The organism is Agrobacterium sp. V1 (genome assembly GCF_030518355.1).
GTDB classification, from domain to species: domain Bacteria; phylum Pseudomonadota; class Alphaproteobacteria; order Rhizobiales; family Rhizobiaceae; genus Agrobacterium; species Agrobacterium cucumeris.
The window spans coordinates 1,485,478-1,508,321 of record NZ_JAULSF010000001.1 but is presented as its reverse complement, the minus strand read 5'-3'; the positions used below and the strand labels follow the sequence as shown (position 1 = coordinate 1,508,321).

General features: G+C 59.0%; 24 protein-coding genes and 2 tRNA genes. 15 read left to right on the top strand and 11 right to left on the bottom strand.

Annotated elements, in window-relative coordinates:
* Window positions 1-7 precede the first annotated feature (7 nt).
* Window positions 8-84 (top strand) — tRNA-Pro (locus tag QSV77_RS07335).
* 53 nt (window positions 85-137) lie between these two features.
* Here the strand turns inward: QSV77_RS07335 and QSV77_RS07330 are convergent.
* A complete protein-coding gene (locus QSV77_RS07330) occupies window positions 138-1,280 on the bottom strand; it encodes a ceramide glucosyltransferase (protein ID WP_302732972.1) in 1,143 nt (380 codons plus the stop codon).
* Between the two features lie 215 nt (window positions 1,281-1,495).
* Complete coding sequence (locus QSV77_RS07325) at window positions 1,496-1,765, bottom strand: DUF982 domain-containing protein (RefSeq protein WP_035224285.1); 270 nt, start codon at window positions 1,763-1,765, stop codon at window positions 1,496-1,498.
* Between the two features lie 211 nt (window positions 1,766-1,976).
* Here QSV77_RS07325 and QSV77_RS07320 point away from each other — a divergent pair, with 211 nt between their 5' ends.
* Complete coding sequence (locus tag QSV77_RS07320; protein ID WP_003522642.1) at window positions 1,977-2,225, top strand: BON domain-containing protein; 249 nt, start codon at window positions 1,977-1,979, stop codon at window positions 2,223-2,225.
* Window positions 2,226-2,286: 61 nt separating this feature from the next.
* On the opposite strand, the gene QSV77_RS07315 is transcribed toward QSV77_RS07320, so the two are convergent.
* Together QSV77_RS07315 and QSV77_RS07310 are read right to left on the bottom strand one after the other, a co-directional pair.
* On the bottom strand, window positions 2,287-2,769 hold the full coding sequence (locus QSV77_RS07315) for a DUF192 domain-containing protein (RefSeq protein ID WP_302732971.1): 483 nt from the start codon (window positions 2,767-2,769) through the stop codon (window positions 2,287-2,289).
* Complete coding sequence (locus QSV77_RS07310; RefSeq protein ID WP_046798259.1) at window positions 2,769-3,347, bottom strand: cold-shock protein; 579 nt, start codon at window positions 3,345-3,347, stop codon at window positions 2,769-2,771. The genes QSV77_RS07315 and QSV77_RS07310 overlap by 1 nt, the downstream gene beginning before the upstream one ends.
* 192 nt (window positions 3,348-3,539) lie before the next feature.
* On the opposite strand from QSV77_RS07310, the gene QSV77_RS07305 reads away from it, so the two are divergent.
* The 4 genes from QSV77_RS07305 (at window position 3,540) to QSV77_RS07290 (ending at window position 6,283) form a co-directional block, all read left to right on the top strand.
* Window positions 3,540-3,980 carry a VOC family protein gene (locus QSV77_RS07305; protein ID WP_302732970.1) on the top strand — a complete coding sequence of 147 codons (441 nt, stop codon included), beginning with the start codon at window positions 3,540-3,542 and terminating at the stop codon, window positions 3,978-3,980.
* A gap of 158 nt (window positions 3,981-4,138) precedes the next feature.
* Window positions 4,139-5,386: a YcbK family protein gene (locus tag QSV77_RS07300; protein ID WP_302732969.1), complete on the top strand. Its 1,248-nt coding sequence runs from the start codon at window positions 4,139-4,141 to the stop codon at window positions 5,384-5,386.
* A gap of 160 nt (window positions 5,387-5,546) precedes the next feature.
* On the top strand, window positions 5,547-6,065 hold the full coding sequence (locus QSV77_RS07295; protein ID WP_302732968.1) for a glycosyltransferase family 25 protein: 519 nt from the start codon (window positions 5,547-5,549) through the stop codon (window positions 6,063-6,065).
* Complete coding sequence (locus tag QSV77_RS07290; RefSeq protein WP_271363509.1) at window positions 6,065-6,283, top strand: hypothetical protein; 219 nt, start codon at window positions 6,065-6,067, stop codon at window positions 6,281-6,283. The genes QSV77_RS07295 and QSV77_RS07290 overlap by 1 nt, the downstream gene beginning before the upstream one ends.
* A 148-nt stretch (window positions 6,284-6,431) precedes the next feature.
* Here the strand turns inward: QSV77_RS07290 and QSV77_RS07285 are convergent, their stop codons facing one another.
* From QSV77_RS07285 to QSV77_RS07265, 5 genes are all read right to left on the bottom strand, one after another.
* Window positions 6,432-7,712 carry a TRAP transporter large permease gene (locus tag QSV77_RS07285; RefSeq protein ID WP_302732966.1) on the bottom strand — a complete coding sequence of 427 codons (1,281 nt, stop codon included), beginning with the start codon at window positions 7,710-7,712 and terminating at the stop codon, window positions 6,432-6,434.
* A 2-nt stretch (window positions 7,713-7,714) separates the two neighbouring features.
* Window positions 7,715-8,281 carry a TRAP transporter small permease gene (locus tag QSV77_RS07280; RefSeq protein ID WP_302732965.1) on the bottom strand — a complete coding sequence of 189 codons (567 nt, stop codon included), beginning with the start codon at window positions 8,279-8,281 and terminating at the stop codon, window positions 7,715-7,717.
* Window positions 8,282-8,398: 117 nt separating this feature from the next.
* On the bottom strand, window positions 8,399-9,493 hold the full coding sequence (locus QSV77_RS07275; RefSeq protein WP_302732964.1) for a DctP family TRAP transporter solute-binding subunit: 1,095 nt from the start codon (window positions 9,491-9,493) through the stop codon (window positions 8,399-8,401).
* Window positions 9,494-9,573: 80 nt separating this feature from the next.
* A complete protein-coding gene (locus QSV77_RS07270; RefSeq protein ID WP_302732963.1) occupies window positions 9,574-10,341 on the bottom strand; it encodes an SDR family oxidoreductase in 768 nt (255 codons plus the stop codon).
* A gap of 12 nt (window positions 10,342-10,353) precedes the next feature.
* Window positions 10,354-11,553, bottom strand: a complete 1,200-nt coding sequence (locus QSV77_RS07265) for a mandelate racemase/muconate lactonizing enzyme family protein (RefSeq protein WP_142840083.1) — start codon at window positions 11,551-11,553, stop codon at window positions 10,354-10,356.
* A 210-nt stretch (window positions 11,554-11,763) separates the two neighbouring features.
* Here QSV77_RS07265 and QSV77_RS07260 point away from each other — a divergent pair, with 210 nt between their 5' ends.
* Window positions 11,764-12,483, top strand: a complete 720-nt coding sequence (locus tag QSV77_RS07260) for a FadR/GntR family transcriptional regulator (protein WP_302732962.1) — start codon at window positions 11,764-11,766, stop codon at window positions 12,481-12,483.
* Between the two features lie 170 nt (window positions 12,484-12,653).
* Here the strand turns inward: QSV77_RS07260 and QSV77_RS07255 are convergent.
* Window positions 12,654-12,729: transfer RNA gene (locus tag QSV77_RS07255), tRNA-Lys, on the bottom strand.
* A 281-nt stretch (window positions 12,730-13,010) separates the two neighbouring features.
* Between QSV77_RS07255 and QSV77_RS07250 the strand changes: the two genes are divergently transcribed.
* Window positions 13,011-13,757 carry a cytochrome c biogenesis CcdA family protein gene (locus QSV77_RS07250; RefSeq protein WP_271361397.1) on the top strand — a complete coding sequence of 249 codons (747 nt, stop codon included), beginning with the start codon at window positions 13,011-13,013 and terminating at the stop codon, window positions 13,755-13,757.
* 129 nt (window positions 13,758-13,886) lie between these two features.
* Window positions 13,887-14,825 carry an AEC family transporter gene (locus QSV77_RS07245; protein ID WP_269699753.1) on the top strand — a complete coding sequence of 313 codons (939 nt, stop codon included), beginning with the start codon at window positions 13,887-13,889 and terminating at the stop codon, window positions 14,823-14,825.
* On the opposite strand, the gene QSV77_RS07240 is transcribed toward QSV77_RS07245, so the two are convergent.
* Entirely contained in the window at window positions 14,809-16,017 is a 1,209-nt protein-coding gene (locus QSV77_RS07240; RefSeq protein WP_302732961.1) for a UbiH/UbiF family hydroxylase, read from the bottom strand. The genes QSV77_RS07245 and QSV77_RS07240 overlap by 17 nt on opposite strands.
* Window positions 16,018-16,226: 209 nt before the next feature.
* On the opposite strand from QSV77_RS07240, the gene pcsA reads away from it, so the two are divergent.
* The 6 genes from pcsA to QSV77_RS07210 all read left to right on the top strand — a co-directional run bounded on the left by pcsA (window position 16,227) and on the right by QSV77_RS07210 (window position 22,784).
* Window positions 16,227-16,952 (top strand): phosphatidylcholine synthase, encoded by a 726-nt coding sequence (gene pcsA / locus QSV77_RS07235; RefSeq protein ID WP_174031711.1) that lies wholly within the window; start codon window positions 16,227-16,229, stop codon window positions 16,950-16,952.
* A gap of 211 nt (window positions 16,953-17,163) precedes the next feature.
* A complete protein-coding gene (locus QSV77_RS07230) occupies window positions 17,164-18,723 on the top strand; it encodes an ABC transporter ATP-binding protein (RefSeq protein ID WP_302733902.1) in 1,560 nt (519 codons plus the stop codon).
* Entirely contained in the window at window positions 18,713-19,804 is a 1,092-nt protein-coding gene (locus QSV77_RS07225; RefSeq protein ID WP_302732960.1) for an ABC transporter permease, read from the top strand. The genes QSV77_RS07230 and QSV77_RS07225 overlap by 11 nt, the downstream gene beginning before the upstream one ends.
* Window positions 19,804-20,724, top strand: coding sequence for an ABC transporter permease (locus tag QSV77_RS07220; protein WP_052819852.1), 921 nt, complete (start codon window positions 19,804-19,806; stop codon window positions 20,722-20,724). Before QSV77_RS07225 ends, QSV77_RS07220 begins: the two co-directional genes overlap by 1 nt.
* A gap of 38 nt (window positions 20,725-20,762) precedes the next feature.
* Window positions 20,763-21,836 carry a BMP family ABC transporter substrate-binding protein gene (locus tag QSV77_RS07215; RefSeq protein ID WP_142840078.1) on the top strand — a complete coding sequence of 358 codons (1,074 nt, stop codon included), beginning with the start codon at window positions 20,763-20,765 and terminating at the stop codon, window positions 21,834-21,836.
* Between the two features lie 213 nt (window positions 21,837-22,049).
* Entirely contained in the window at window positions 22,050-22,784 is a 735-nt protein-coding gene (locus QSV77_RS07210; protein ID WP_302733901.1) for a FadR/GntR family transcriptional regulator, read from the top strand.
* The last annotated feature ends 60 nt before the right edge of the window (window positions 22,785-22,844 follow it).

Genomic DNA, 22,844 nt, shown 5'->3' with positions numbered 1-22,844 from the left:
GCCTCGGCGGAGTGTAGCGCAGTCTGGTAGCGCATCTGGTTTGGGACCAGAGGGTCGGGAGTTCGAATCTCTCCACTCCGACCATTTTAAAGCAGAACATCAGCTTTCCGGCGTAACCCCTTCAAACACGTTTCTTTTCAGTCTGCGGATGGCCCGGCCAATGTGCTTTCTGCCGTGCCGATCGTCATGACATTGCCGCGCCATGCCACCGCGCTGCCGATCCAGCTGCGGGTCCAGACGACTGGCATGATCATATCCCGGGCGATCATGGCAGGCAGCGTATAGAGGGATAGCGGCCAGCCATTGAGGGCTGCGAGCACCAGTTCCGGCACATACATGATGGCAAGCACGGCAAAAGCGGTAATGGCGAGGTTCATCTCCATCATCGCAGCGGCAGCGAGCGCAAGGAGGAGCGGGGGAAGGGCGCCGGTCAGGATTTCCGGTGCGAAATATTGCGGGAAGGTCACGCGCCTCAGCCGCGCCCAGCGGGTTTGGCGTGACCAGATTTCACTGGGGTGGCGCTGGCCGAGCGGCTGCTCGAAAGGCGGCGAGACCAGATGCACCCTGCGGCCGGCGTTTCGGACCAGTTTGGTCGAGGCGGCGTCTTCGGCGATTTCGGCAGCGAGTGCGCGGATGCCGCCATGGTCTTCGAGGAATGGCTTGTTCCACAACATCGATTTGCCCTGTGCGAAACCGATGCCGATCGCTTCCGCTGCATATTGCCAGCGGCCCTGCGAGCCATTGAGGAAAGCGCATTCTACATGTGCCCAAAAGCCTGCCGGACGTGAGCCAAGCGGCGGCGAGCAGACCAGCCCGCTATCTGGCCGCCAGGCTGACATCATGGTCGCTATGTAGGATTTCGGCATCAGCACGTTCGAATCGGCAAGGATGACCCATTCGTGCCGGGCGGCGCGCCAGCCCTTGACGCAATTGTTCAGCTTCGGATTGGCGCTGATACGGTCGTCGCCGAGCAGCACCTGCGCCGAGACCGCCGGGAAGGCGGCGCTCGTCCGGCGCACCTCTTCGATCACCGGATCGAATTCATCGGCGATGCAGAACAGCAATTCATAATCCGGCCAGTCGAGTTCAAACGCCCGCGACAGCGTCAGCGATGTGAAGTTTTCGACACCGCGCAGGGGCACCACGATCGAGACGGGTGGCTTTTGTCGCACAAGTGCGTTTTCCGTGTCGCGCCGCCTCAGGCGCCAGCCGGCCAGACCAATGCCGAGAAGATTGAAGGCAAGCAGCAGAATTGCGCAAAGAGCAAAGACAGTTTCCATGCTGGCCAGTTCCACTCCCTAGCTTCCGGCGGTTCACCCGCCAACCGATTCCATGGAATTCGTCTTTGCCGATTATAACGTTTAGGTGACAGTTACATGTCATCATCGGCGGGCGGGCAGGCTGCGTGGCGTGGGGAAAGGCGCTTAAGCATGTGGCGTGCCGCAAAGAAAAGCCCTTCGCGGAGAAGGGCCCAATCGTCACCATGGCATGAACTTTAGTGGATGTTCAGAATATGTGCGTGACTGCTTGCGACGAGAAACGATTCCCGGGCTTTTTCGATGTCGCATCTGCCGGCGATCGCATCGAGACAGTTTCTGCGCGCTTCTTCATATTCCGGCCCATGTTCTTCCGGCCAGCGGTACATCAGCATGTCCAGCGCCACTAGCGGGCTGTAGATTTCCACGGCTACGCACAGCGGCAGATGAATGGCAACGGGCTTCATCCACGAGGCGTGGTGACACGGCTCCGTCCTGTTAATCAGCATGTCATTCCTCCCTGTTTTCAGCGCCTTCATGGCGGTTTTCACTCCCATGCGCGTAATGCCCGCCTCACGAAATGGTTCCCGATCACCTAAAATGTGATCGATTGGGGGGTTCCAATTTTGCAAGATGAATGGAAGATGAACGGAATGATGAACCGGAGATGAACAAAACCGCTACTGGCGCGTTGTAAAGTCCATAAGAAGGAGAACGCACATGTTCAATTTGTCAGGCATTCAGGAAAGCTTCTTCGGAGACCGCATGGCAGGCGTTTGCCAGGCGATCACCTCGGCTCTTGCCTTCGAATCAGGTCTCGAAAAGTCGCGTATTTCCGCAACCGTTGAAAACGATGTGATCTATCTGGAAGGCACAGCTGATTCGGTCGAGGCGATCGATATCGCCATCAATCTTGCTGCTTCCATCTCCAATTGCCGGATTCTGAGCCATATCGAGCCGGTTTACTGAACATTGCACCAGCCGGTCGAAACATCGTCCGGCATCATTCAGATGCAATAACGCGGCAACGTTATTTCCGGTTGCCGATTTGCCCGCTGCGGACCATATCGCCCGGCTTGATGCCATAGCGCTTTGCGGTGCCGCCATTCAGTTCAAGCACAAATTTAACCGGACCACGGGAGCTGATGATTGCTTCCGAATGCGGAACTGCATTTTCGTGAATATGGGTGATACGCCCATCACGGGCGATGAACAGCATGTCGAGCGGGATGAGCGTGTTGCGCATCCACATGGCCACGTCGCGTTCCTGGCCGAAATCGAACAGCATGCCGCTTTCAAGCGGCATGGCTTTGCGGAACATCAGGCCCTGTTCGCGCTGGGCATTGCTAAGCGCCAGCTCCGCCGTGAAATCGTGGTTTTTCCCTGACGTGGTTTCGATCGTCAGCGGCTCGGTCGTGAAAGTCTGTTGTTGGGCCTGAACGGCGCCTGCGAGCGAGAAAAAAAGAAGCGCCATGACGGCGCCCTTCATTATTTTAGGCACCAAGCCGGCCATCAGTGCGACATCCCGACTGAAACCGGGTTGTCGGGGTGGATTTCAGCCGCCATCAAACCCTTGTCGCCATCGCCGAAACGCACCAGCACCACCTGGCCCGGGCGCAGTTCCGTCAGGCCGAAACGACGCAGCGTTTCCATATGCACAAAAATGTCTTCCGTTCCTTCGCCACGCGTCAGGAAGCCGAAACCCTTGGTGCGGTTGAACCACTTGACGATGGCGCGCTCCAGCCCGCTTGAGGGTGTGACCTGCACATGGGTGCGCACCGGCGGCAGCTGCGAGGGGTGAACGGCGGTCGATTGATCCATCGACAGGATGCGGAAAGCCTGGAAGCCGCGGTCGCGCCGCTGGATGAGGGCGACGATGCGGGTGCCTTCGAGAATGGTCTGGTATCCATCGCGGCGCAGGCAGGAGACGTGCAGCAGCACATCCTGCGTGCCGTTATCAGGCACGATAAAGCCGAAACCCTTGGCGACGTCGAACCATTTAACGACGCCGGTAATTTCGGTCAGGTCCACGGCATCGCCCGAAAGGTCCTCGACATCGACTATCGTCTTCGATGACATCCTATCAGCCATATCCTGCCAACCCCTCGATTACGCGCCATACACCGGTCAACTGATTCCTGTGTACCAGATTAACATCTTGGTAACGGTTCCACGCAAGCCCTAGTTTTTGATTTGCGCAGCTGCTTTTATGTCGCCGTCCTTGTCCGGGGCTTGCGATCATGCGTTTAACGGCTCCGGACCCGTGTATTGGAGAGGAAGAAAATGCGGTATCTGCACACAATGGTTCGTGTCAAAGACCTTGGCGAATCAATGAAATTCTATTGCGACCTCATGGGTCTCGAAGAAATACGCCGAATCGAAAACGAAAAAGGCCGATTCACTCTGGTTTTTCTTGCCGCGCGTGATGACATTGCTGTGGCCAAGGAAAAAAAGGCGCCGAGCCTCGAACTCACCTATAATTGGGACACCGAAGATTACACCGGCGGCCGCAATTTCGGCCATCTGGCTTACGAGGTCGACAATATCTACGACTTCTGCGCCAAGCTTCAGCAGAATGGCGTCGTGATCAACCGGCCGCCGCGTGACGGGCACATGGCCTTCGTCCGTTCGCCTGACGGTATTTCTTTCGAGATTCTGCAGAAGGGCGAAAGCCTCGCACCAGCCGAACCGTGGATATCTATGCAGAATACCGGTTCCTGGTAAGGGATTTTCCCGGCCAATAGCGGCGTTTTCGGGCGCTCTTGCCTTGTCCTGACGGGATGAGGCATAGTCCGCGAATCGAAACGGCCCGTCCCGTTTGGGGAAAGCACACGCGCCCGTTCCCGTGCTGCTGTTGGAAATGCAAGATACGGAGGCCATCCATGAAAACTGTCGAGGGCGCGAAAGGACGCGTTTCCTGTCAGCGTCTTGTTATTGCGGTTTCGCTGCTCGGGCTTTCCGGCTGCGTTTCGGCGGTGACGGATGATGAGATGGCCGCCAACACCAAGAAGCCGGAAATCGCCGGGCAACAGCGCCCGCAGACGGCTGCAGCGGCCGTCGCGGCACCCGCGGCCGGTGCCCAGCCGGGGCATTATGTGGATCCCGCCGTTGCATCGGCATCCGGTGGCGCCGTGCCGGCTCAGCCGCAGACACCGGGTGGCCCGGCGCAGGTTTATGGTGCCGCCGCCGATATTGGCGGGCTGACGACGCAGCCAACGGCAATTTCCGCCGGCACATCCAGCATCTATTCGACCGCCCGCGCGGCAACCCCCTCCGTAGCGGCAGATGGTTCCGCTGCCACCGCGCCATCGCAGAAGATCATTCCCGCCGTCAGCAGCGTTTATTCAGCGCCGGCGCAGCCGCAACTCCAGCCTCAGCCTGTCTCGGCGCCAGTTCCGGTACCGGTGGCGGAACAGCACAGCGAAAACCGCCAGCCTGTTCCTACACCCGCGCCGCAGCAGCTTGCAGCCGCCGCCGCTGCGCAACCCGCGGCAAACGCGGTGCCCGCAGGCGAGAAACAGGAAAGCGAAGGCACGGGCGTAACGCTTGCGGCATTTTTCGCCGGCGCCGCCAAAAAACGGCTGCCGAAAATGATCGAGAGCGGCTCGGCCGCGACGACCGAGGTTGCGTCACTGCCCGGCGGGTCGGACCCGACAATGGGCATCGCGCTTTCCGGCCGTTCGATGATGTCTGAGGAATTCGACGATGCGCACCTCGAAGATGAGGATGACCAGCCGACCGGCCTCATGAAGCTGGCGTCGCTTTCCGGGCTGACCCGTGTTTCCCCGAATGGTCTTTTCCTGCAGACGGATCGCGTCGAAGTTGGCTGCTTCAAGCCGGAACTGGTCCGCATGATCAAGGATGTCGAGCGGCATTATAACAGCCCGGCGATCGTCACTTCGGGCTATCGTCCGCCAAAGGGCGTGAGGCAGGGTTCCAAGCATTATACCTGCGATGCCGCCGATATTCAGATCAAGGGCGTCTCCAAATGGGAGCTTGCCACCTATCTGCGTTCCCTGCCTGAACGCGGTGGCGTCGGCACCTATTGCCACACCGAATCAGTTCATATGGACACGGGCGAGCCGAGAGACTGGAACTGGCGCTGCCGTCGCACCGCCGCGCGCAAGTAAAAACCAGCGACTGCCTGTGTTTCGGGTCTGAAACCTCCTGTCGCCGTAAATCCCGGTATTCCGCCTGACGAGATCGCGCCTCTTCGGTGTCCGAATGGACGCTGCACGCGCCTTGCTGTAGGAGACGGTCTCCCGTCTTCATGCGCATGGTGTGTTCTGAATGCTGCCGATTTCCACTTTCCCCATCTACATCATTTCCATTGCACGGGCACGGGCGCGGCTTGAGAAGATGCTGGAGGGCGCTGCCGGCCTTGGGCTGGATCTGCGCCCGGTGGAAGGTGTCGACGGCAAGACTGTTCCACCCGCCGAATGGGCAGATTTTGACCGGCGCGGTTTCGAGCTGCGCGACGGCCGCCATGCGCTCGCCGGTGAATATGGCCGCTATGCCAGCCATATAAAGGCACTGGAGATATTCCTTGCCACCGATGCGCCGGTGGCTGTGATCGTCGAGGACGATGTTGCCTTCACCCCGGAGTTTTCCGAACGGGTCAAGGCAATGGTTGCGGTAATGCCGGAAAACGCCATCGTCAAACTGACCAATCACCGCCGCAGCGGTTTCAAGGGCCGGAAAACCAGCGCTCGGCGATACGCTTGGCCGCTGCATTTACGGTCCGCAGGGATCCTCCGCCTGCTACATCATCTCGCGGGGCGGAGCGCTTTCTCAAAACGGCAAGGGTGATGACGCTGCCTTTCGACCGCGCCCTGGAATGCGGCTGGGGCTATGGCACGAAAGTCTATGTCACTGACAGGGACTTCCTGCCGTTCGGCGACCCGGACACGCTGGTCGGCACCCGGGCAGAATATCGCGGCAGCAAGTTCGCCCGTATTAAACGGATTCCGGCCTATCTCTCGAGCTTCTATGACAATATTGCGCGGTATGTGTATGCGTATCGGTAGGTCGCTGCGATTGATTTGCCGAGGAAAACGCCGAGGCCTGCTCTTGCCCTGATGTCTGCGCCGCCGTTCGCATGCAGTCGAAAACAACGCAAAACTCGCTCGACCAGTTTTGCTGGCGGAGCGAGTTTTTTGTTTGTAATGCCGAGACCTATTTTGACATCATTTCGAGCGGCCACAGCACGATCTGCGGAAAGATGACCAAAAGAACAAGCACCGCAATCTGCGCGACCATGAAGGGCACCACGCCTTTGATAACCCCGGTCATTGGTGCGCGGGCAACACCGCACACAACGTTGAGGACGGTGCCGACCGGCGGCGTCACAAGGCCGATGGCATTATTCATGATGAACAGCACGCCGAAATAAACAGGGTCGATACCCGCCTGCTTGACGATGGGCATCAGCACCGGCGTCAGAATCAGCACTGTCGGGGTGAAGTCCATCGCCGTGCCGACGATCAGCACGATGACCATGAGGATCGCCATCAGGAGGATCTTGTTATCCATGAAGGGCTGGACCATGTCGGCCAATTGCTGCGGAATACTTGCCGTCGTGATCAGCCAGGCGGAAACACCTGCTGCGGCGACGAGGAACATGACGACGGCAGTCGTCTCGGCCGCGCGATACATGAGGCCGAAGAGATCCGAGAACTTGATCTCGCGATAGACAAAGACGCCGACGAACAGGGAATAGACTGCGGCGATTACTGCTGCCTCCGTTGGGGTGAAAGCGCCGGCTTTCAGGCCGCCGATGACGACGACGGGCATGACCAGCGCCCAGAGCGCCTTGCGGGTTTCAGTCAACCGCTCGCCGAAGGTCTTTTTCTGCTCCACCCGCGGATTGTCTCTGCCGATGCTCCAGCGCCAGGCGAGCATGATGGCAACGCCCATCAATAGACCCGGGACGATGCCTGCCAGAAAAAGCTTGGTGATGGAAACACCGCCGGCAACACCAAAGATGATCATGCCGACAGATGGCGGAAGCACCGGCGCGATGATGCCGCCGCAGGAAATGAGGCCGCACGAGCGATTAATGTCATAACCGGCGTTTCGCATCAGCGGAACAAGTACGGCGGCGAGTGCTGCCGCATCGGCAACCGCCGAGCCGGAGAGCGACGCCATGACGACGGCGGCCAGAACCGCCACATAACCCAGCCCACCGCGGATATGGCCAATCCAGGCCATGGCCATGGTGATGATGCGCCGCGTCATGCCGCCGGCGTTCATCAACTCGCCAGCCAGCATGAAAAAGGGCACCGCGAGCAGCGGGAAACTGTTGGCGCCGTCCCACATGTTCTGGATTATGATCTGCGGATCGGTGATGCCCATGTAGAACATCATCACAAGGCCGCATCCGATCAGCGCGAAAGCAACCGGCATTCCAAGCGCCATCAGGCCGAGGAGAGACGCGATAAATACAAATACGATCATGATCAGCGTCCCTTGTGTTGGTCCGCAGCGCGTGCGGCCTGAAGACCTTCGTCGAGGCCTTCCTCGTGAACGCCGATGAGTTCGTCATCCGAGAGGCGGCCGCTTGCCAGGCGCAGCAGATTTGAAATGCAGATAAGAGCGATGGCCGCGCCGGTGACGTAACTGACGCCGTAAACCCACAGCATGCTGATCTCCGCCACGGGAGATTCCGTAATTTTCAGGATATCGTGCTGAAGCCAGGTTCCGTAGAAGATGAAGATGGCGCAGACGAGCATCACCACCTGGCTGATGGCCCAGCACACTTTCCTGCCCAGAAGAGGCAGCGCCAGCACGACGATATCCACGCCGAGATGGCTGCGCCTGTGAAGGCCGATGATGCCGCCGAGGAATGTCATCCAGACAAAAGCAAATCTCGGAAGTTCCTCCGAAATATCGATGCCGGTGTTAAAAAACAGCCGCAGGACGACATTCCCGAAGACCATTACCAGCATCGTTGCCATGCAAAGGACAAGGATGATTTCGATGGCCCGGTAAAAACCGTTGACCCCCGCATCCAGAAATGCACGCATTTTTTTCTCCCAAACGAGACGGGCCTCCGCACGCCTGTGCGTCCGCCTCAAATTTCACGCGTCCCGATCAAATCGTAGAAAAGAGCCGGCTCTCGGCCGGCTCTTTCAGATGAAAATCTATTTTCTCTGTTTTGCGATCTCGGCGTAAAATTGATCGACAAATGCCGGACCAATCGTCTCTTTATTCTTGGCAATGACGGGCTCTATGGCGCTTCTGATGGCATCGAGTTCTGCAGCCGGCATCACGGTCGCCGCCATGCCTTCTGCCTCAAGTTTTTTCAGAGCTTCGCCGGCTTCGCGCAATTCTGCCTCGCGCTGGAATGTGCGGGTCTTTTCCGCTGCCGCCTGCAAGGCCTTTTGCTGATCCGGCGTCAGCGAATCGAAGAACCGGTTGGAGGCGAGCAGTGCGACCGGCGTGTAGACGTGATTTGTCACCGTAAGGTGTTTCTGCACCTCGTACATCTTGTTGGCATACATATCGACGAAGGGGTGTTCATAACCGTCGAGTGCGCCGGTCTCCAGCGCCGTATAAACCTCCGTAAAGGCCATCGGCACGGCGTTCATGCCAAGCGCCTTGAAGCTTGCAAGCGCCATTGGGCTCTGCATCACACGAACCTTCAGGCCCTTCATATCGGCCAGTGCGCCGACAGCATGCTTGCTGTTGGAGAGGTTGCGGAAAGCGCCGCCAGACCAGACGAGACCGTGGATTTTCAGGGCAGAGAGATTGTCGAGCAGACGCTGCCCCTCCGGGCCATCCAGCAGGGTTGCCGCTTCGGCATCGGTGGCGAAGAGGAAGGGGAAGTCGAAGATCTGCAGTTCCTTCTGGTGCGTCGCAATGGGTGCAAGCGCGCCCATGTAAAGATCGACCGTTCCAGATTGAACGGCCATCAGCATTTTCTCTTCAGAGCCGATTGCGGAGTTGCCGAAAATATCGATCTTCACGCTGCCGCCGGTTGATTTCGCAACTTCCTCGGCGAAATATTTCATCGCTGCCGAACGCGGATGTGTATCGGCAAATCCGTGGCCAAGCTTTGCCACCTTGGCATCCTGCGCCAGGGCAGGGGCCACCGGCACCAGCGACAGCGCCAGGGTCGCGCACATGCCGAAGGCGACCGCGCGACGCGATAAAACGGGCGTGGCTGCCATGCGCACGCACGACATCAATTGGCGCTCTCCTGCACGCAGGATGCGCTTAAACGACAAGAATTCCATGCATTCCTCCCTTTGTTACAGGAACCTGTGACGCCGTTCCCAGAGCGTTTGATAGTTGAAGCGCGCGCTCCCGACGGCGCTTACAACACAGAGATCATGCCGCCATCGGCATAGACGATCTGCCCGTTGACATAGTCCGATGCGGCGGAGGCAAAGTAGATGACGGTGCCCGCCAGCTCTTCGGGCCGGCCCCAACGGCGGGCAGGTGTCCTTGCCTTGACCCAGGCGTCGAATTCCGGATTGGCGAGCAAGGCCTCGTTCATGTCCGTGATCATGTAGCCTGGGCCGATCGCATTCGCCTGAATGCCCTTTTCCGCCCATTCGGCCGCCATCGCCTTCGTCAACATCTTGATGCCGCCTTTCGCCACCGTGTAAGGGGCGACAGTTGCGCGCGCGAGTTCGGAGGTGAGCGATCCGACATTGATGATCTTGCCGGAGCCGCGCTTTGCCATCCGCCTTGCGGCCTCCCTGCCCACCAGAAAGGCCGAGGTCAGATTGGTGTCGATCACCCTTCGCCAGTCTTCCGTCGCCAGTTCGAGCATGGGCTTGCGGAACTGGATGCCCGCATTGTTGACGAGGATGTCCACCTCGATGCTGTCGCGATCAAATTGCTCGAAAGCTGCGATGACGGCCGCTTCGTCGGTGACGTCGAACGCAGCGGTCAAAACGTCACGGCCGGTCGCGCTCATCGCTGCAGCTGCATCCCGAAGCCTGACGGCGTCCACACCGTTGAGGATTACTCTCGCGCCGGCATCAGCCAGGCCTTCTGCAAAGGCGCGGCCCAAACCACGGGAAGAACCGGTCACAAGAGCGGTCTTGCCGCTCAGGTCAAACAGCGAAATACTCATGGCGATCTACCTTCAGAGTTCGGATACGCGCACGGTCAGATCCGTGCGCTCGAAGAAGGATGGCTGCAACTCGGTGCCGAGGCCGGGACCTTCCATTGGATAGACAAATCCGCCTTCGATACGCGGAACCTCTGTCACCAGTTCGCGATACCAGCCCTTGTAGAAAGCGCGCACGCTCTCCTGAATGAGCGTGTTGGGCTGCGAGAAGCTCATATGGATCGCAGCTGCGAAACCAACGGGGCCAATGCAATCATGCGGGGCGAACGGACGGTGATAGGTTTCCGCCATGGCGGCGATCTTGCGGCCTTCCGTCAGGCCGCCTGTCCAGCAGAGGTCGGCCATCACGACATGGGCGGCGTTGCGGTCTAGATATTCCTTGTACGCAAAGCGGGTGCCAAGCGTCTCCGACGCGCAGGTCCACACATCCGTCGATTGCGCATATTCCGCCAGCGCCTGCGACGAGTTCATCCTGATCGGATCTTCGTACCAAGTCGGTTTGAAAGGCTCGAGCGCCCGCGCGATCTGTTTGGCGACGGGCAGGTTCCAGAGTGAGTGGAACTCGACCATGATGTCCATCTTGTCGCCAACGGCCTTGCGGATCAGCTCAAAGGGGCGGATCGCCGTCTTCATCTGTTCCGGCGTTATGAACAGTCCACGGTTCTCCATTGCGGCAGGATCGAACGGCCAGATTTTCATGGCCGTGATGCCGTTGGAGAGGAGGTCTTCGGCAAGCTCGCCGGCCCGGTTCATGAAGCCGTCAAGATCCTCATAGGGTCCGGTTTCTTCACCGAGGTTCCAGGTGTCTACCGGCTTGATCTTTTTCGTGCGCACATAGCGGCTTCCGGCGCAGGTGTTGTAGATTCGCATCTTGTCGACGCACAGCCCGCCCAGCATCTGGTGCACTGGCTGCCCGCAAACCTTGCCGAAGACATCCCACAACGCGATGTCGACTGCAGAGGCCGCCCTGTGTTCTGCGCCCGTCGAGGCGTGCGCCATTGGCAGGTTGAGCATCTCCCGGTGAAGCGCCTCGATGTGAAGCGGATTGCGGCCCACCAGCCGGCTCGCCAATGTGTCGTGAATGTGGGCTTCGACGGCAGCAGCGCCGTAAAAAGTTTCCCCCAGGCCCGTCACGCCTGCATCGGTCTCCACATGGACCCAGAGAACATTCGAGAACTCCTCCGCCCGAAACGTCTTGATCGCCGTAATTTTCATCATTGCTTCCGTCAATTGTCCGGACATTGCCGGGCTGCCCTACGAGGCCTGAAAGCGCAAAGACAAAGGAAATCCGTTGACCGTCCACTGGAGCGAGCGGCCATATCTACTTTTAGTCTGAGTTGCTAATCTTTCTGCCTGATATTCTGTTATAGGTCTGACAGTTCGGAGTTATGCTGTCAACCGAAATATTAAAAGGGTTGTTCCGAAATGGATAAAGCTGTAGGACAGGTTGAGAGTGTTCCCGACGGTCTCGTGGAGCGTGCGGTCGTCGGCATTCGGCATTATATGCGTGAAAACGAGCTGAGGCCGGGTAGCCTGATGCCCAGCGAAACGTCGATGGCGGCGGAGCTCGACGTGTCGCGGTCCGTCACCCGGGAGGCGTTTCGCGCCCTTGCGGCGCTTGGTATCTTGGAGGTGAGCTCGGGGCGGCGCGCCCGCGTGGCCGCGCCGGATGCTGCGCCGCTCAGCATGATCCTCGACCACACGGTGAGCATGAAACAACTGACTGTTCAGCAGGTCCTGGACGTGCGCCGCACGCTGGAATTGCGCACGGTAAGCCTTGCTTCCCTGCGCAGAACGGATGCGCAAGCACAGGAACTTCTTCAAATCGTGGAGGACATGTTCGCATCGCTCGATACGCCAGATGTTCTGATGGAACTCGACATCCGTTTTCACGAGCTAATTGCCCAGGCCTCAGGAAACTCGCTTTACGGAATCATCGTCGGCTCGTTCCGGGTCATAACGCAGCAGACATGGGACATCGGCTGGCGCAGCCGTGCAACGGTGGAGAACCGCACGGAAAACATCCGCTGCCACCAAAGGATCGCCCAGGCCATCAGCCTCCAGAACATCGATATTGCGGAAGCCGCCATGAGCGAACACTTCGATTCGGCAACCGGCGTTTTGATCAGGGCCGGAGTGACCTGAAAGGATGGGAAGACCGCATTGTGAGACGTTGCCTTTCGGCCAGATAATTCCATTCCGCAAGATGACAGGCGGTGACGACTTCTTGCCATAAAAGTGCGCGTGCGCCGACAAGCGCATTGATATCTACGCGTTATCCGCTTAGGCGATCATATGCTAAGGTATTGAAATGATGGTGAGAGCGCAGGGATTCGAACCCTGGACCTACTGATTAAAAGTCAGTTGCTCTACCGGCTGAGCTACGCTCTCCCGTGTCGGGGCTGATTTGCCCTTCGGAAGTGCGCGGAACATATGTAGAGCGATCCGTTCGGTCAACCCAAAAAAAGCGCTTTCGACAATCAATCTGGTTTTTTTTGTCGCACCCCCAAAAAGGTGATTGGAGAGAGGGGGCGGCTGGGGATAAAACCGGCTTCAGGCGTGTCGCGCAAACGGATGAAATCGTTTTGCAGCAATGACATGCGCGAAAATGAAGCGTGAAGTGCCGGCGAATCTTCAAAATCGTGGCGGCTTTGCGGGATGCGGAGTTCCTCTTGTCGATTGCCGATATTTCCCTGTTCACCGCGCTCCTGGCCGGCGCTCTTTCGTTTCTGTCACCCTGTGTGCTGCCGCTGGTGCCACCCTATCTCTGTTATATGGCCGGTGTTTCCGTCGAGCAGTTCAGGACGGAGGAGACGGCGCCGCGGCCGGAGATTCGCAGGGCCGTGATGTTTTCGGCTTTCTTCTTCACCCTCGGTTTTGCCACTGTTTTTGTGGCGCTCGGGGCAGGCGCCTCGACGATCGGTACCTTGCTGCGCCAGAACCTCGATATTCTCGCCAAGATCGGTGGTTTCATCATTATCCTCATGGGCCTGAATTTTCTCGGCGTCTTCCGCATCGGCCTGTTTTCGCGCGAGGCGCGGTTTCAGGGGGCGGGCAAACCGGCAACGCTTTCCGGCGCCTATATCATGGGCCTTGCCTTCGCCTTCGGCTGGACACCCTGCATCGGTCCGGTTCTGGGGGCCATTCTCGGGGTTGCCGCCTCGCGCGAGACGGTTGGCGACGGCGCGATGCTGCTTGCCGTTTATTCGCTTGGTCTTGCGGTGCCGTTCTGGATTGCGGCGGCGTTTTCCGGTTCCTTCATGCGTTTCCTCGTGCGCTTCCGCCGCCATCTCGGTCTCGTCGAAAAGGTGATGGGTGTGCTTCTGGTGCTTACCGGTATCGCTTTCATGTCCGGTTTTATCACCAATGTGGCGATCTGGTTCCAGGAGACCTTTCCGATCCTGATGAAAATCGGCTAAGCCTCTCGCGGACTTGGAGCATTTCCGTTTTTCCCCGAAACACGAAAACGCCCTGCCTCTTTGTTTTACGCATTTTCCGGACGTAAAACCGCTACGCACTTTTACTGGAAATGCTCTTGAGGAACGACCGTGGCTGATATCGTTGGATTGCTGTTGCCGTTTTTCGGTCTGATCTTCATCGGTTACGGTGCGGCGCGCATCACCAGGCAGCCGGTCGAGGCGATGGGCTGGCTGAACACCTTCATCATCTATGCGGCCTTACCGGCGCTGTTTTTCAAGCTGGTGTCGAAAACGCCGGTGGAAGAGCTGGCGCGGATGGATTTCGTGGCGGCCAGCCTTGCCTGCACCTATGGCATTTTTCTGCTGGTGTTCCTGATCGGCCGGTTTATCCGCAAGAACAGCCTCGCCGAAACCACGATCCAGAGTTTCGCGGCAAGTTACGGCAATATCGGTTACATGGGGCCAGGGCTTGCGCTTCTGGCGCTTGGCGAAAAGGCGGCGGTGCCGGTGGCGCTGATCGTCTGCCTTGAAAACGCCGCGCATTTCATCGTCGCACCGGCGATGATGGCGGTTGCGGGCGGCGACAAGCGCTCGGCTGGAAGGCTCGCGCTGGATGTGGCGCGCAAGGTCATTACTCACCCGTTCATCGTCTCGGTGATTGCCGGATTTCTTGCCGCTTCGCTGTCATGGCAGCCGCCGGAGGCGGTGCAGCGGCTGGTGGATTATCTGGCGCAATCGGCAGCTCCCTGCGCGCTGTTTGCCATGGGCGTGACGCTGGCGCTTCGGCCCATGAAACGGGTGCCGGTGGAGATCAGCTATATCGTGCCGGCCAAGCTGATCCTGCATCCGCTTGCCGCTTATCTCGTCCTGTCGTCGCTCGGGCGGTTCGAACCGGTGTGGATTTATTCCGCCGTGCTATTGGCGGCGCTGCCGACCGCGACGAATGTCTTCGTCATCGGCCAGCAATATCATGTCTGGCAGGAGCGGGCTTCGGCGACGATCCTGATTTCGACGGTGCTGTCTGTCTTCACGCTGACCGGCGTGGTTTATTTCATCCAGCCTTTTTGAAGCTGCCGAACAGCAGCGAGGGCAGGGCCTTCAGCCCACGACCCGGTTCGATGCCTTCGCGCATGACCATGCTTCTGAGCGTGCCGATGCCGGAGAGCACATGCAGGCCCGCCGCGCGCACCATCTGCACCGGCAGGAAATCCGATAGCAGCGAGCGATTCAGGAGATCGACGCTCAGGGTGCGGCTATAAACATCCGCCCGCCGTTTGCGGTCGAAGCTGCTGCCGGCGTCCGCCGCGATCGGCCGGTCGGAGACGGCGCCCAGCAGTTCCGTCAGCGCGATGATGTCGCGCAGGCTGAGGTTCAGTCCCTGCGCGCCGATGGGCGGAAAACCATGCGCGGCCTCGCCGATCAGCGCCACGCGGCCCTTGCCGAAGCGGTGCGCCGTCATGGAAGACAGCGGCCATGCCTGCACGCTGTCTTCGACGGTAACCGCGCCGAGCATGGATTGCATGCGTTCCTCGACCTTCAGGCTCAGCGCTTCCAGCGGCAGCGCCGTCAGTTCCTCGGCCTGCTCCGGCGTCACGACCCAGACGAGGCTGGAACGGTTGCCGGGCAGGGGAACCTGGGTGAAGGGCCCGGTGGGGGTGTGGAATTCCGTCGAGACATTGCCGTGCGGCCGGCTATGGCCAAAGTTCAGGACGATGGCGGTCTGTGGGTAGGACCAGGATTTGACGCCGATACCGGCCGCGTCCCGCACCATCGATTTCCTGCCATCGGCGCCGATCAGAAAATCGGCCGATAGCGTTTCGCCATTCGCCAGCGTCACCGTTATGCGATCGTTACCGATGTCGATCGTTTCGGCGAAAGTGTCGAGACGGGTAATATTGTGTTCCTGCTCGACTGCTTCCGAGAGAACACCGAGCAGTGCCTCATTGGGAATATTCCAGCCGAAAGCATCAAGCCCGATTTCGGAGGAGCGGAACTGCACCGTCGGCGCGCGCAGCAGGCGGTCCGTGCCGTCGATGATCTGCATGGTGGAGAGACGCGCGGCGGCAGGCGCGATGCGTGACCACAGGCCGAGACGGTCCATGAAACGGATTGACTGGTCCATCAGCGCCGTGGTGCGCTGGTCCTTCTTCTCGCTTGAAGGAGCAACGAGCGCCACGTGGCGGCCGGCCCGGGCGAGTGCTATGGCGGCGATCTGGCCCGCAAGTCCCGCACCGGTGATGGCGATATCGAAGTGTCTCATGGTCCTGATCCGTTGTTATTTCTAGAGCATCATAGAGGCTTTGCGCAGGTAAATCCACTTGGACGCCGGAACATCCGGGCGCAAACATTCGTTGGTTGCGCCACTATATTAGTCTTAGGATAAGCGGATTGAGCCGGTTGCAAAGCGTGGTGAATGGCCGCATACCGGAATGAACAGGGCGGATGAAAAGCGGGGCGCAGACGCTGACCATGAAAATTTTCAACTACAAGCGTGTTCCCTACGCGGAAATCCGCGCCTTTTCCGTGCATATGCTCACGGCGTCCGGTTCGTTCCTGGCTTTTCTCGGCGTCGTCGCCGCTGCCGAGCATCGTTTCGTCGATATGTTCTGGTGGCTGGGGCTTGCGCTTCTGGTCGATGGTATCGACGGACCCATCGCCCGTAAGGTGCGGGTGAAGGAAGTTCTGCCCAACTGGTCCGGCGATACGCTCGACAATATCATCGACTACGTCACCTATGTGCTGTTGCCTGCCTTTGCGCTTTACCAGAGCGGCATGATCGGCGAGCCGTTGTCATTTGTGGCCGCCGGCATGATCGTGGTCTCTAGCGCCATTTATTATGCCGATATGGGCATGAAGACGGATGAATATTTCTTCTCGGGTTTCCCGGTGGTGTGGAACATGGTGGTTTTCACGCTGTTCGTCATGGATGCGAGTGCAACCACGGCCATGACTGTCGTCACCGTTTCGGTTTTCCTGACATTCCTGCCTATCAACTTCCTGCATCCGGTGCGGGTGAAGAGGTTGCGTCCGCTCAATCTGGCCGTCGTGTTCGTCTGGTGCGCGCTTGGCGGTTATGCGCTGCTGGCGCATTTCGAAACGCCGACATGGGCGGTGATCGCATTCGTTGTGAGCGGCATCTATCTTTATTGCATCGGTGGAATCTTGCAGTTCTTCCCCTCGCTCGGTGCGAAGTAAGAAAAATCTAAAGCCGTTTATTGCTTGTGCAAATTGCATTTAAGCAGTTTCTTTTTCTGTTGTGCGCAGCAGCAAAACGGTTATCAATAAATCATGGTCCCGTAGCATTGCATACGCATTGCTGCCGGATTGGGAACAATGACCACTGTTGTTGAAATGCTTCGAAGAAAGCGTGGACAGCCGGTGAAAGAGGGGATCAGTGACTGGAAATCTGGCGCCAGAGGCCACGCCTCTCCTGTCGGTTCGCAAGCTGACAAAGCTGTTCGGCAATTTCGCCGCCTGCAACGGTATCGATCTCGATATTGCGCCGGGCGAAATCCATGCGCTTCTGGGTGAAAACGGTGCCGGCAAGTCGACGCTGGTCAAGATGCTGTTCGGCGTCCTTGCGCCGACGGAAGGCGACATCATCTGGCAGGGCCAGCCGGTTTCCGTGGGCTCGCCCAGCGAGGCCCGCAGGCTCGGTATCGGCATGGTGTTCCAGCATTTCTCGCTGTTCGAGGCGCTGACGGTCGCTGAAAACATCGCCCTGTCGCTCGATCCGAAAATTTCATTGAAGGAAATCGCCAGGGAAGCGGAAACGCTGTCGCGGGCCTACGGCCTGCCGCTCGATCCCAATGCGCATGTGGCCGATCTTTCGGTCGGTGAGCGCCAGCGGATCGAGATCGTCCGCGCTTTGTTGCAGAACCCGCGCCTGATCATTCTCGACGAGCCGACCTCGGTTTTGACCCCGCAGGAGGCCGACAAGCTGTTCGAGACGCTGGAGAAGCTGAAGGCCGAAGGGCGCTCGGTGCTTTATATCAGCCATCGCCTCGAAGAGGTGCAGCGCATCTGTGATCGCGCCACCGTCCTGCGTCACGGCAAGGTGACGGGGGCGTGTGATCCGCGCAAGGAAACGCCGGCATCGCTGGCGCGCATGATGGTCGGCAGCGATGTCGCAAGCGTTTCGCGGGCAACGGGGGAAGCGCTCGGCGCGCCGCAGATCGAGGTTATGGCGCTTTCGGTTGCGCCGCGCACGCCTTTTGCCGTGGCGTTGAAATCGATTTCAATGAATGTGCGTGCCGGTGAAGTGCTGGCGATTGCCGGTGTGGCCGGCAACGGGCAGGGCGAACTGTTCGATGCACTTTCGGGCGAATATCCCGTTTATAATAATGACGCCATCCATCTGCGTGGCAAGCCGGTTGGCCGCATCGGCATCAATGGCCGGCGGCTGATGGGTGCCGGTTTCGTGCCGGAGGAGCGCCACGGTCACGCTGCGGTTCCCGGCATGAGCCTTTCCGACAATCTGTTGCTGGCGCGGGCGCGTTCCGACCGCAAGGCGTTTCTGACCGGCGGTTTCCTGCGTATCATCCGCGGCTCGTCGATCCGGGCGGCGGCGCGGCGCATTTCGGAAACCATGGATGTGCGCAAGAGCGGTGCAGATCCGCTGGCGGGATCGCTTTCCGGCGGCAATCTCCAGAAGTTCATCGTCGGGCGCGAGCTTGACCGTCAACCGGCGGTGCTTGTTGTCAACCAGCCGACCTGGGGGGTGGATGCGGGTGCCGCAAGCCGTATCCGCCAGGCGCTGGTCGATCTTGCCAAGGCTGGCTCGGCCGTCATCGTCATCAGCCAGGATCTCGATGAAATCTTCGAGGTCGCCACCAATATCGCGGTCATTTCCGATGGCAAGCTCTCCGATGCCCATCCGGTGGAAGAGATGACGCTTGAAAAGATCGGCCTTTTGATGGGCGGCATTCACACGTCACATTCGGGAGCCGCCCAGCATGCGCATTGAGCTTGAAAAACGCGCGGGGGTCTCGAAGCTTTTCACCCTGCTTTCGCCGCTTCTGGCGCTGGTGCTGACGCTGCTTGTCGGCGCTGTCATGTTCGCCATGCTCGGCAAAAATCCGGCTCATGCTCTTTACGCTTTTTTCGTCGAGCCGCTGCTCGAGGTCTGGTCGCTGCATGAGCTGGCGATCAAGGCTGCGCCGCTGATCCTGATCGGCGTCGGCCTGTCGATCTGTTATCGCTCCAATAACTGGAATATCGGCGCGGAAGGGCAATTCACCATCGGCGCGATTACCGGTTCCATCCTGCCGGTGCTTTATCCCGACTGGCACTCGCCGCTCATCCTGCCGCTGATGATGGTGATGGGCGCTGTCGGCGGCGCGCTTTATGCCGGTATTCCGGCGCTGTTGAAAACGAAGTTCAATACCAATGAAATCCTCGTCAGCCTGATGCTGGTCTATGTCGCGCAGCTTTTCCTCGACTGGCTGACGCGTGGCATCTGGCGCGATCCCGGCGGTTACAATTTCCCGCAGACCAAGCCCTTCAACGAAAGCGCCGTGCTGCCGGAAATGCTGGCCTCGGGCCGGGCGCATTGGGGTTTCGTCTTCGCCATCGTCGCGGCCATCGCGCTGTGGTTCATGATGCGCTACATGCTCAAGGGCTTTGAAGTTACCGTACTTGGCCAGTCGGCGCGGGCAGGGCGCTTTGCCGGTTTTTCCTCCAGCCGCATGGTGTGGTTTTCGCTGCTGCTATCGGGTGCACTGGCCGGGCTTGCGGGCATTTCGGAAGCTTCCGGTTCCATCGGCCATCTCCAGCCCAGCATTTCGCCGGGTTATGGTTTCACCGCCATCATCGTCGCCTTTCTCGGCCGCCTCAATCCACTCGGCATCATCCTTTCCGGGCTGGTGCTGGCGCTGACCTATCTCGGGGGTGAGGCGGCGCAGCTTTCGATCGGCGTCTCCGACAAGGTGACACGGGTGTTTCAGGGGCTGATGCTGTTCTTCGTTTTGTCCTGCGATACGCTGATCTTCTATCGCATCCGGGTGGTCTTTGCCGGCAAGACACATCGTAAAGAAGGAGCGGCATGATGGATATGCTTCAGGCCATTCTTCTCACCGTCATCACCGCTGCCACGCCACTTGTCATTGCCGCTTCGGGCGAGCTTGTGGCGGAACGTTCAGGCGTGCTCAATCTCGGCGTTGAGGGCATGATGATCATGGGCGCGGTCTGTGCTTTCGCCGCCACGCATATGACGGGTTCACCCTATCTCGGCATTCTGGCCGGCATTGCCTCGGGTGCGGTGTTTTCGCTGCTGTTCGGCTTCCTGACGCTGACGCTTGTCACCAACCAGGTGGCAACGGGTCTTGCGCTTACCATTCTCGGCCTCGGCGTCTCCGGCATGCTGGGCGAGAGTTTCGTCGGCCTGCCTGGTATCAAGCTGCAGCCGATCGTCTTTCCTGTCTTGTCGGAGATCCCGTTTTTTGGTCCGCTGCTGTTCCGGCAGGACCTGATCTTCTACATGTCCATCGCGCTGGTGTTCGGCATCAGCTGGTTCCTGTTCAAAAGCCGCACGGGTCTGAAAATCCGCGCCATCGGTGACAATCACGCCTCGGCCCATGCGCTTGGCATCAACGTCATCCGCACGCGGTATCTGGCGGTCATGTTCGGTGGCGCCTGCGCCGGCCTTGCCGGCGCACAGCTGTCGCTGGTCTATACGCCGCAATGGGTGGAAAACATGTCGGCCGGGCGCGGCTGGATTGCGCTGGCGCTCGTTGTTTTCGCCTCATGGCGTCCGTGGCGCCTGCTGGCGGGCGGTTATCTGTTCGGCGCCGTCACCATCGGCCAGTTGCATGCGCAGGCCTTCGGCATCGGCGTACCGTCGCAGCTGCTTTCGGCGATGCCTTATCTCGCAACTATTGTCGTGCTGGTCATCATCTCGCATAATCGCCGCACGACCTTGATCAACACACCGGCATCTTTGGGCAAATCCTTCGTGCCGGACAGGTGAAGAAGAATCCTCAAGTCTCCAAACCAACAGGGGTAAAAATGAAAAAACTGGTCATCGCACTTGCCGCGTCCGTCGCGGCGCTCGGCGGCGTCGTTTCCTCGGCGGAAGCCGCCGACGCCAAGAAGGTCTGCTTCATCTATGTCGGCAGCCGCACCGATGGCGGCTGGACACAGGCGCATGAAATCGGCCGCGAAGAGCTGCAGAAGCACTTCGGCGACAAGATCGAAACGCCGTTCCTTGAAAGCGTTCCGGAAGGCCCGGATGCCGAACGCGCCATCGAGCGTATGGCCCGTTCCGGCTGCGAACTGGTGTTCACCACCTCCTTCGGCTTCATGGATGCGACCGTGAAGGTTGCCCAGAAGTTCCCCAAGGTGAAGTTCGAGCACGCCACCGGCTTCAAGACCGCTGAAAACGTCGCGACCTACAATGCGCGCTTCTATGAAGGCCGTTACATTCAGGGCCAGATCGCCGCGAAGATGTCGAAGAAGGGTCTCGCCGGCTACATCGCGTCCTTCCCGATCCCGGAAGTGGTGATGGGTATTGACGCCTTCGTGCTCGGCGCACAGTCGGTCAACCCGGACTTCAAGCTCAAGGTCGTCTGGGCCAATACCTGGTTCGACCCCGGCAAGGAAGCCGATGCCGCCAAGGCGCTGATCGACCAGGGCGTCGATATCCTGACGCAGCACACCGACACGACGGCTCCGATGCAGGTTGCCGCCGAGCGTGGCATCAAGGCCTTCGGTCAGGCTTCCGACATGATCGCCGCCGGCCCGCAGACCCAGCTCACCGCCATCAAGGACACCTGGGGTGCTTATTACATCAAGCGCACGCAGGCTTTGCTTGACGGCACCTGGAAATCGGAATCCATCTGGGATGGCCTGAAGGACGGTATCCTGACCATGGCGCCCTACACCAACATGCCTGACGACGTGAAGAAGATGGCTGAGGAAACCGAAGCCAAGATCAAGTCGGGCGAGCTGCATCCCTTCACCGGCCCGGTGAAGAAGCAGGACGGCTCGGAATGGCTGAAGGCTGGCGAAAAGGCCGAGGACAAGGTTCTGCTCGGCCTCAACTTCTACGTTGCCGGCGTGGACGACAAGCTGCCGCAATAATGCGGATTATCTATCGCTACTGAAGCAAGGCCGCACATGAGAAATGTGCGGCCTTGCTTATTTTCATGCGTTTTACTGCATGGATGCAGTTTACCTTTGCTTTTCATGCGACTTGATGTTTTTCACTATAATCTGACTTGAGATACACACGTCTGGCGCGATTTTTTTAAAGGTCGCCAACCGAACGGAAGGACATGGCACTTGCAGCGCGGAATGCTCGATGCGGCGATTGGTTTTCGAAAGCTGCGGACAAATCATGCACAGGTCGTTCACAAGCTCGGTCTCGATATCGTCTCCGGCACCTTCAAGACGGGCGAGATATTGCCTGGGGATGCCGAGCTGATGGAGCGGCTGAAAGTATCTCGCACGGTGCTGCGCGAAGCGATGAAGACGCTGACCGCCAAGGGCATGATTTCTCCCAAGGCGCGCATCGGCACAAGGGTGACGGAGCGCGAAAGCTGGAACATGTTCGACAGCGAAGTGCTTCTCTGGCACTTCGAGGCAGGTGTCAGCGACGAGTTCCTGCTGCATCTCTATGATATCCGTCAGGCTTTCGAACCCTATGGCGCAGGGCTTGCCGCCATCAGGGCAAAAGACGCCGATATCGCCAAGCTCGCTGCTTACGCCAACGAGATGGGCAATACGGCTTATTCCAAGGAAAAACGGGCGCTGGCGGATATGAATTTCCATGTGCTCATCACCGAAATGTCCGGCAATCCGTTCATGCGCACCGTCGGTTCGCTGATCAAGGCGGCGCTGGCGGGCATTTTCCGGATGAGCAATCCGGAAGCCGATCCCAACGAGATTTCCGATGTCTCCGCCTCTCATTTAAGGCTTGTCGAGGCGTTTCGTCTGCGTGATGAGGCCGCGGCGCGCCGCGAAATGGGCAGGCTGATTGAAAATGGTCGTCAGCAGGTCCTGCAATTCACCGCCCGTCACCCGCGCTGAATAAATCACTTCTTCCCGCCGCTGATCACGTTTGATGAAAATCGGTGCGGAAATTTTGGT

Excerpts from the sequence above, each read along its gene's own strand:
- QSV77_RS07330 (WP_302732972.1), bottom strand. The coding sequence starts at position 1,280 with ATGGAAACTGTCTTTGCTCTTTGCGCAATTCTGCTGCTTGCCTTCAAT.
- QSV77_RS07325 (WP_035224285.1), bottom strand. The coding sequence starts at position 1,765 with ATGCTGATTAACAGGACGGAGCCGTGTCACCACGCCTCGTGGATGAAG.
- QSV77_RS07320 (WP_003522642.1), top strand. The coding sequence starts at position 1,977 with ATGTTCAATTTGTCAGGCATTCAGGAAAGCTTCTTCGGAGACCGCATG.
- QSV77_RS07315 (WP_302732971.1), bottom strand. The coding sequence starts at position 2,769 with ATGGCCGGCTTGGTGCCTAAAATAATGAAGGGCGCCGTCATGGCGCTT.
- QSV77_RS07310 (WP_046798259.1), bottom strand. The coding sequence starts at position 3,347 with ATGGCTGATAGGATGTCATCGAAGACGATAGTCGATGTCGAGGACCTT.
- QSV77_RS07305 (WP_302732970.1), top strand. The coding sequence starts at position 3,540 with ATGCGGTATCTGCACACAATGGTTCGTGTCAAAGACCTTGGCGAATCA.
- QSV77_RS07300 (WP_302732969.1), top strand. The coding sequence starts at position 4,139 with ATGAAAACTGTCGAGGGCGCGAAAGGACGCGTTTCCTGTCAGCGTCTT.
- QSV77_RS07295 (WP_302732968.1), top strand. The coding sequence starts at position 5,547 with ATGCTGCCGATTTCCACTTTCCCCATCTACATCATTTCCATTGCACGG.
- QSV77_RS07290 (WP_271363509.1), top strand. The coding sequence starts at position 6,065 with ATGACGCTGCCTTTCGACCGCGCCCTGGAATGCGGCTGGGGCTATGGC.
- QSV77_RS07285 (WP_302732966.1), bottom strand. The coding sequence starts at position 7,712 with ATGATCGTATTTGTATTTATCGCGTCTCTCCTCGGCCTGATGGCGCTT.
- QSV77_RS07280 (WP_302732965.1), bottom strand. The coding sequence starts at position 8,281 with ATGCGTGCATTTCTGGATGCGGGGGTCAACGGTTTTTACCGGGCCATC.
- QSV77_RS07275 (WP_302732964.1), bottom strand. The coding sequence starts at position 9,493 with ATGGAATTCTTGTCGTTTAAGCGCATCCTGCGTGCAGGAGAGCGCCAA.
- QSV77_RS07270 (WP_302732963.1), bottom strand. The coding sequence starts at position 10,341 with ATGAGTATTTCGCTGTTTGACCTGAGCGGCAAGACCGCTCTTGTGACC.
- QSV77_RS07265 (WP_142840083.1), bottom strand. The coding sequence starts at position 11,553 with ATGAAAATTACGGCGATCAAGACGTTTCGGGCGGAGGAGTTCTCGAAT.
- QSV77_RS07260 (WP_302732962.1), top strand. The coding sequence starts at position 11,764 with ATGGATAAAGCTGTAGGACAGGTTGAGAGTGTTCCCGACGGTCTCGTG.
- QSV77_RS07240 (WP_302732961.1), bottom strand. The coding sequence starts at position 16,017 with ATGAGACACTTCGATATCGCCATCACCGGTGCGGGACTTGCGGGCCAG.
- pcsA (WP_174031711.1), top strand. The coding sequence starts at position 16,227 with ATGAAAATTTTCAACTACAAGCGTGTTCCCTACGCGGAAATCCGCGCC.
- QSV77_RS07225 (WP_302732960.1), top strand. The coding sequence starts at position 18,713 with ATGCGCATTGAGCTTGAAAAACGCGCGGGGGTCTCGAAGCTTTTCACC.
- QSV77_RS07220 (WP_052819852.1), top strand. The coding sequence starts at position 19,804 with ATGGATATGCTTCAGGCCATTCTTCTCACCGTCATCACCGCTGCCACG.
- QSV77_RS07215 (WP_142840078.1), top strand. The coding sequence starts at position 20,763 with ATGAAAAAACTGGTCATCGCACTTGCCGCGTCCGTCGCGGCGCTCGGC.
- QSV77_RS07210 (WP_302733901.1), top strand. The coding sequence starts at position 22,050 with ATGCTCGATGCGGCGATTGGTTTTCGAAAGCTGCGGACAAATCATGCA.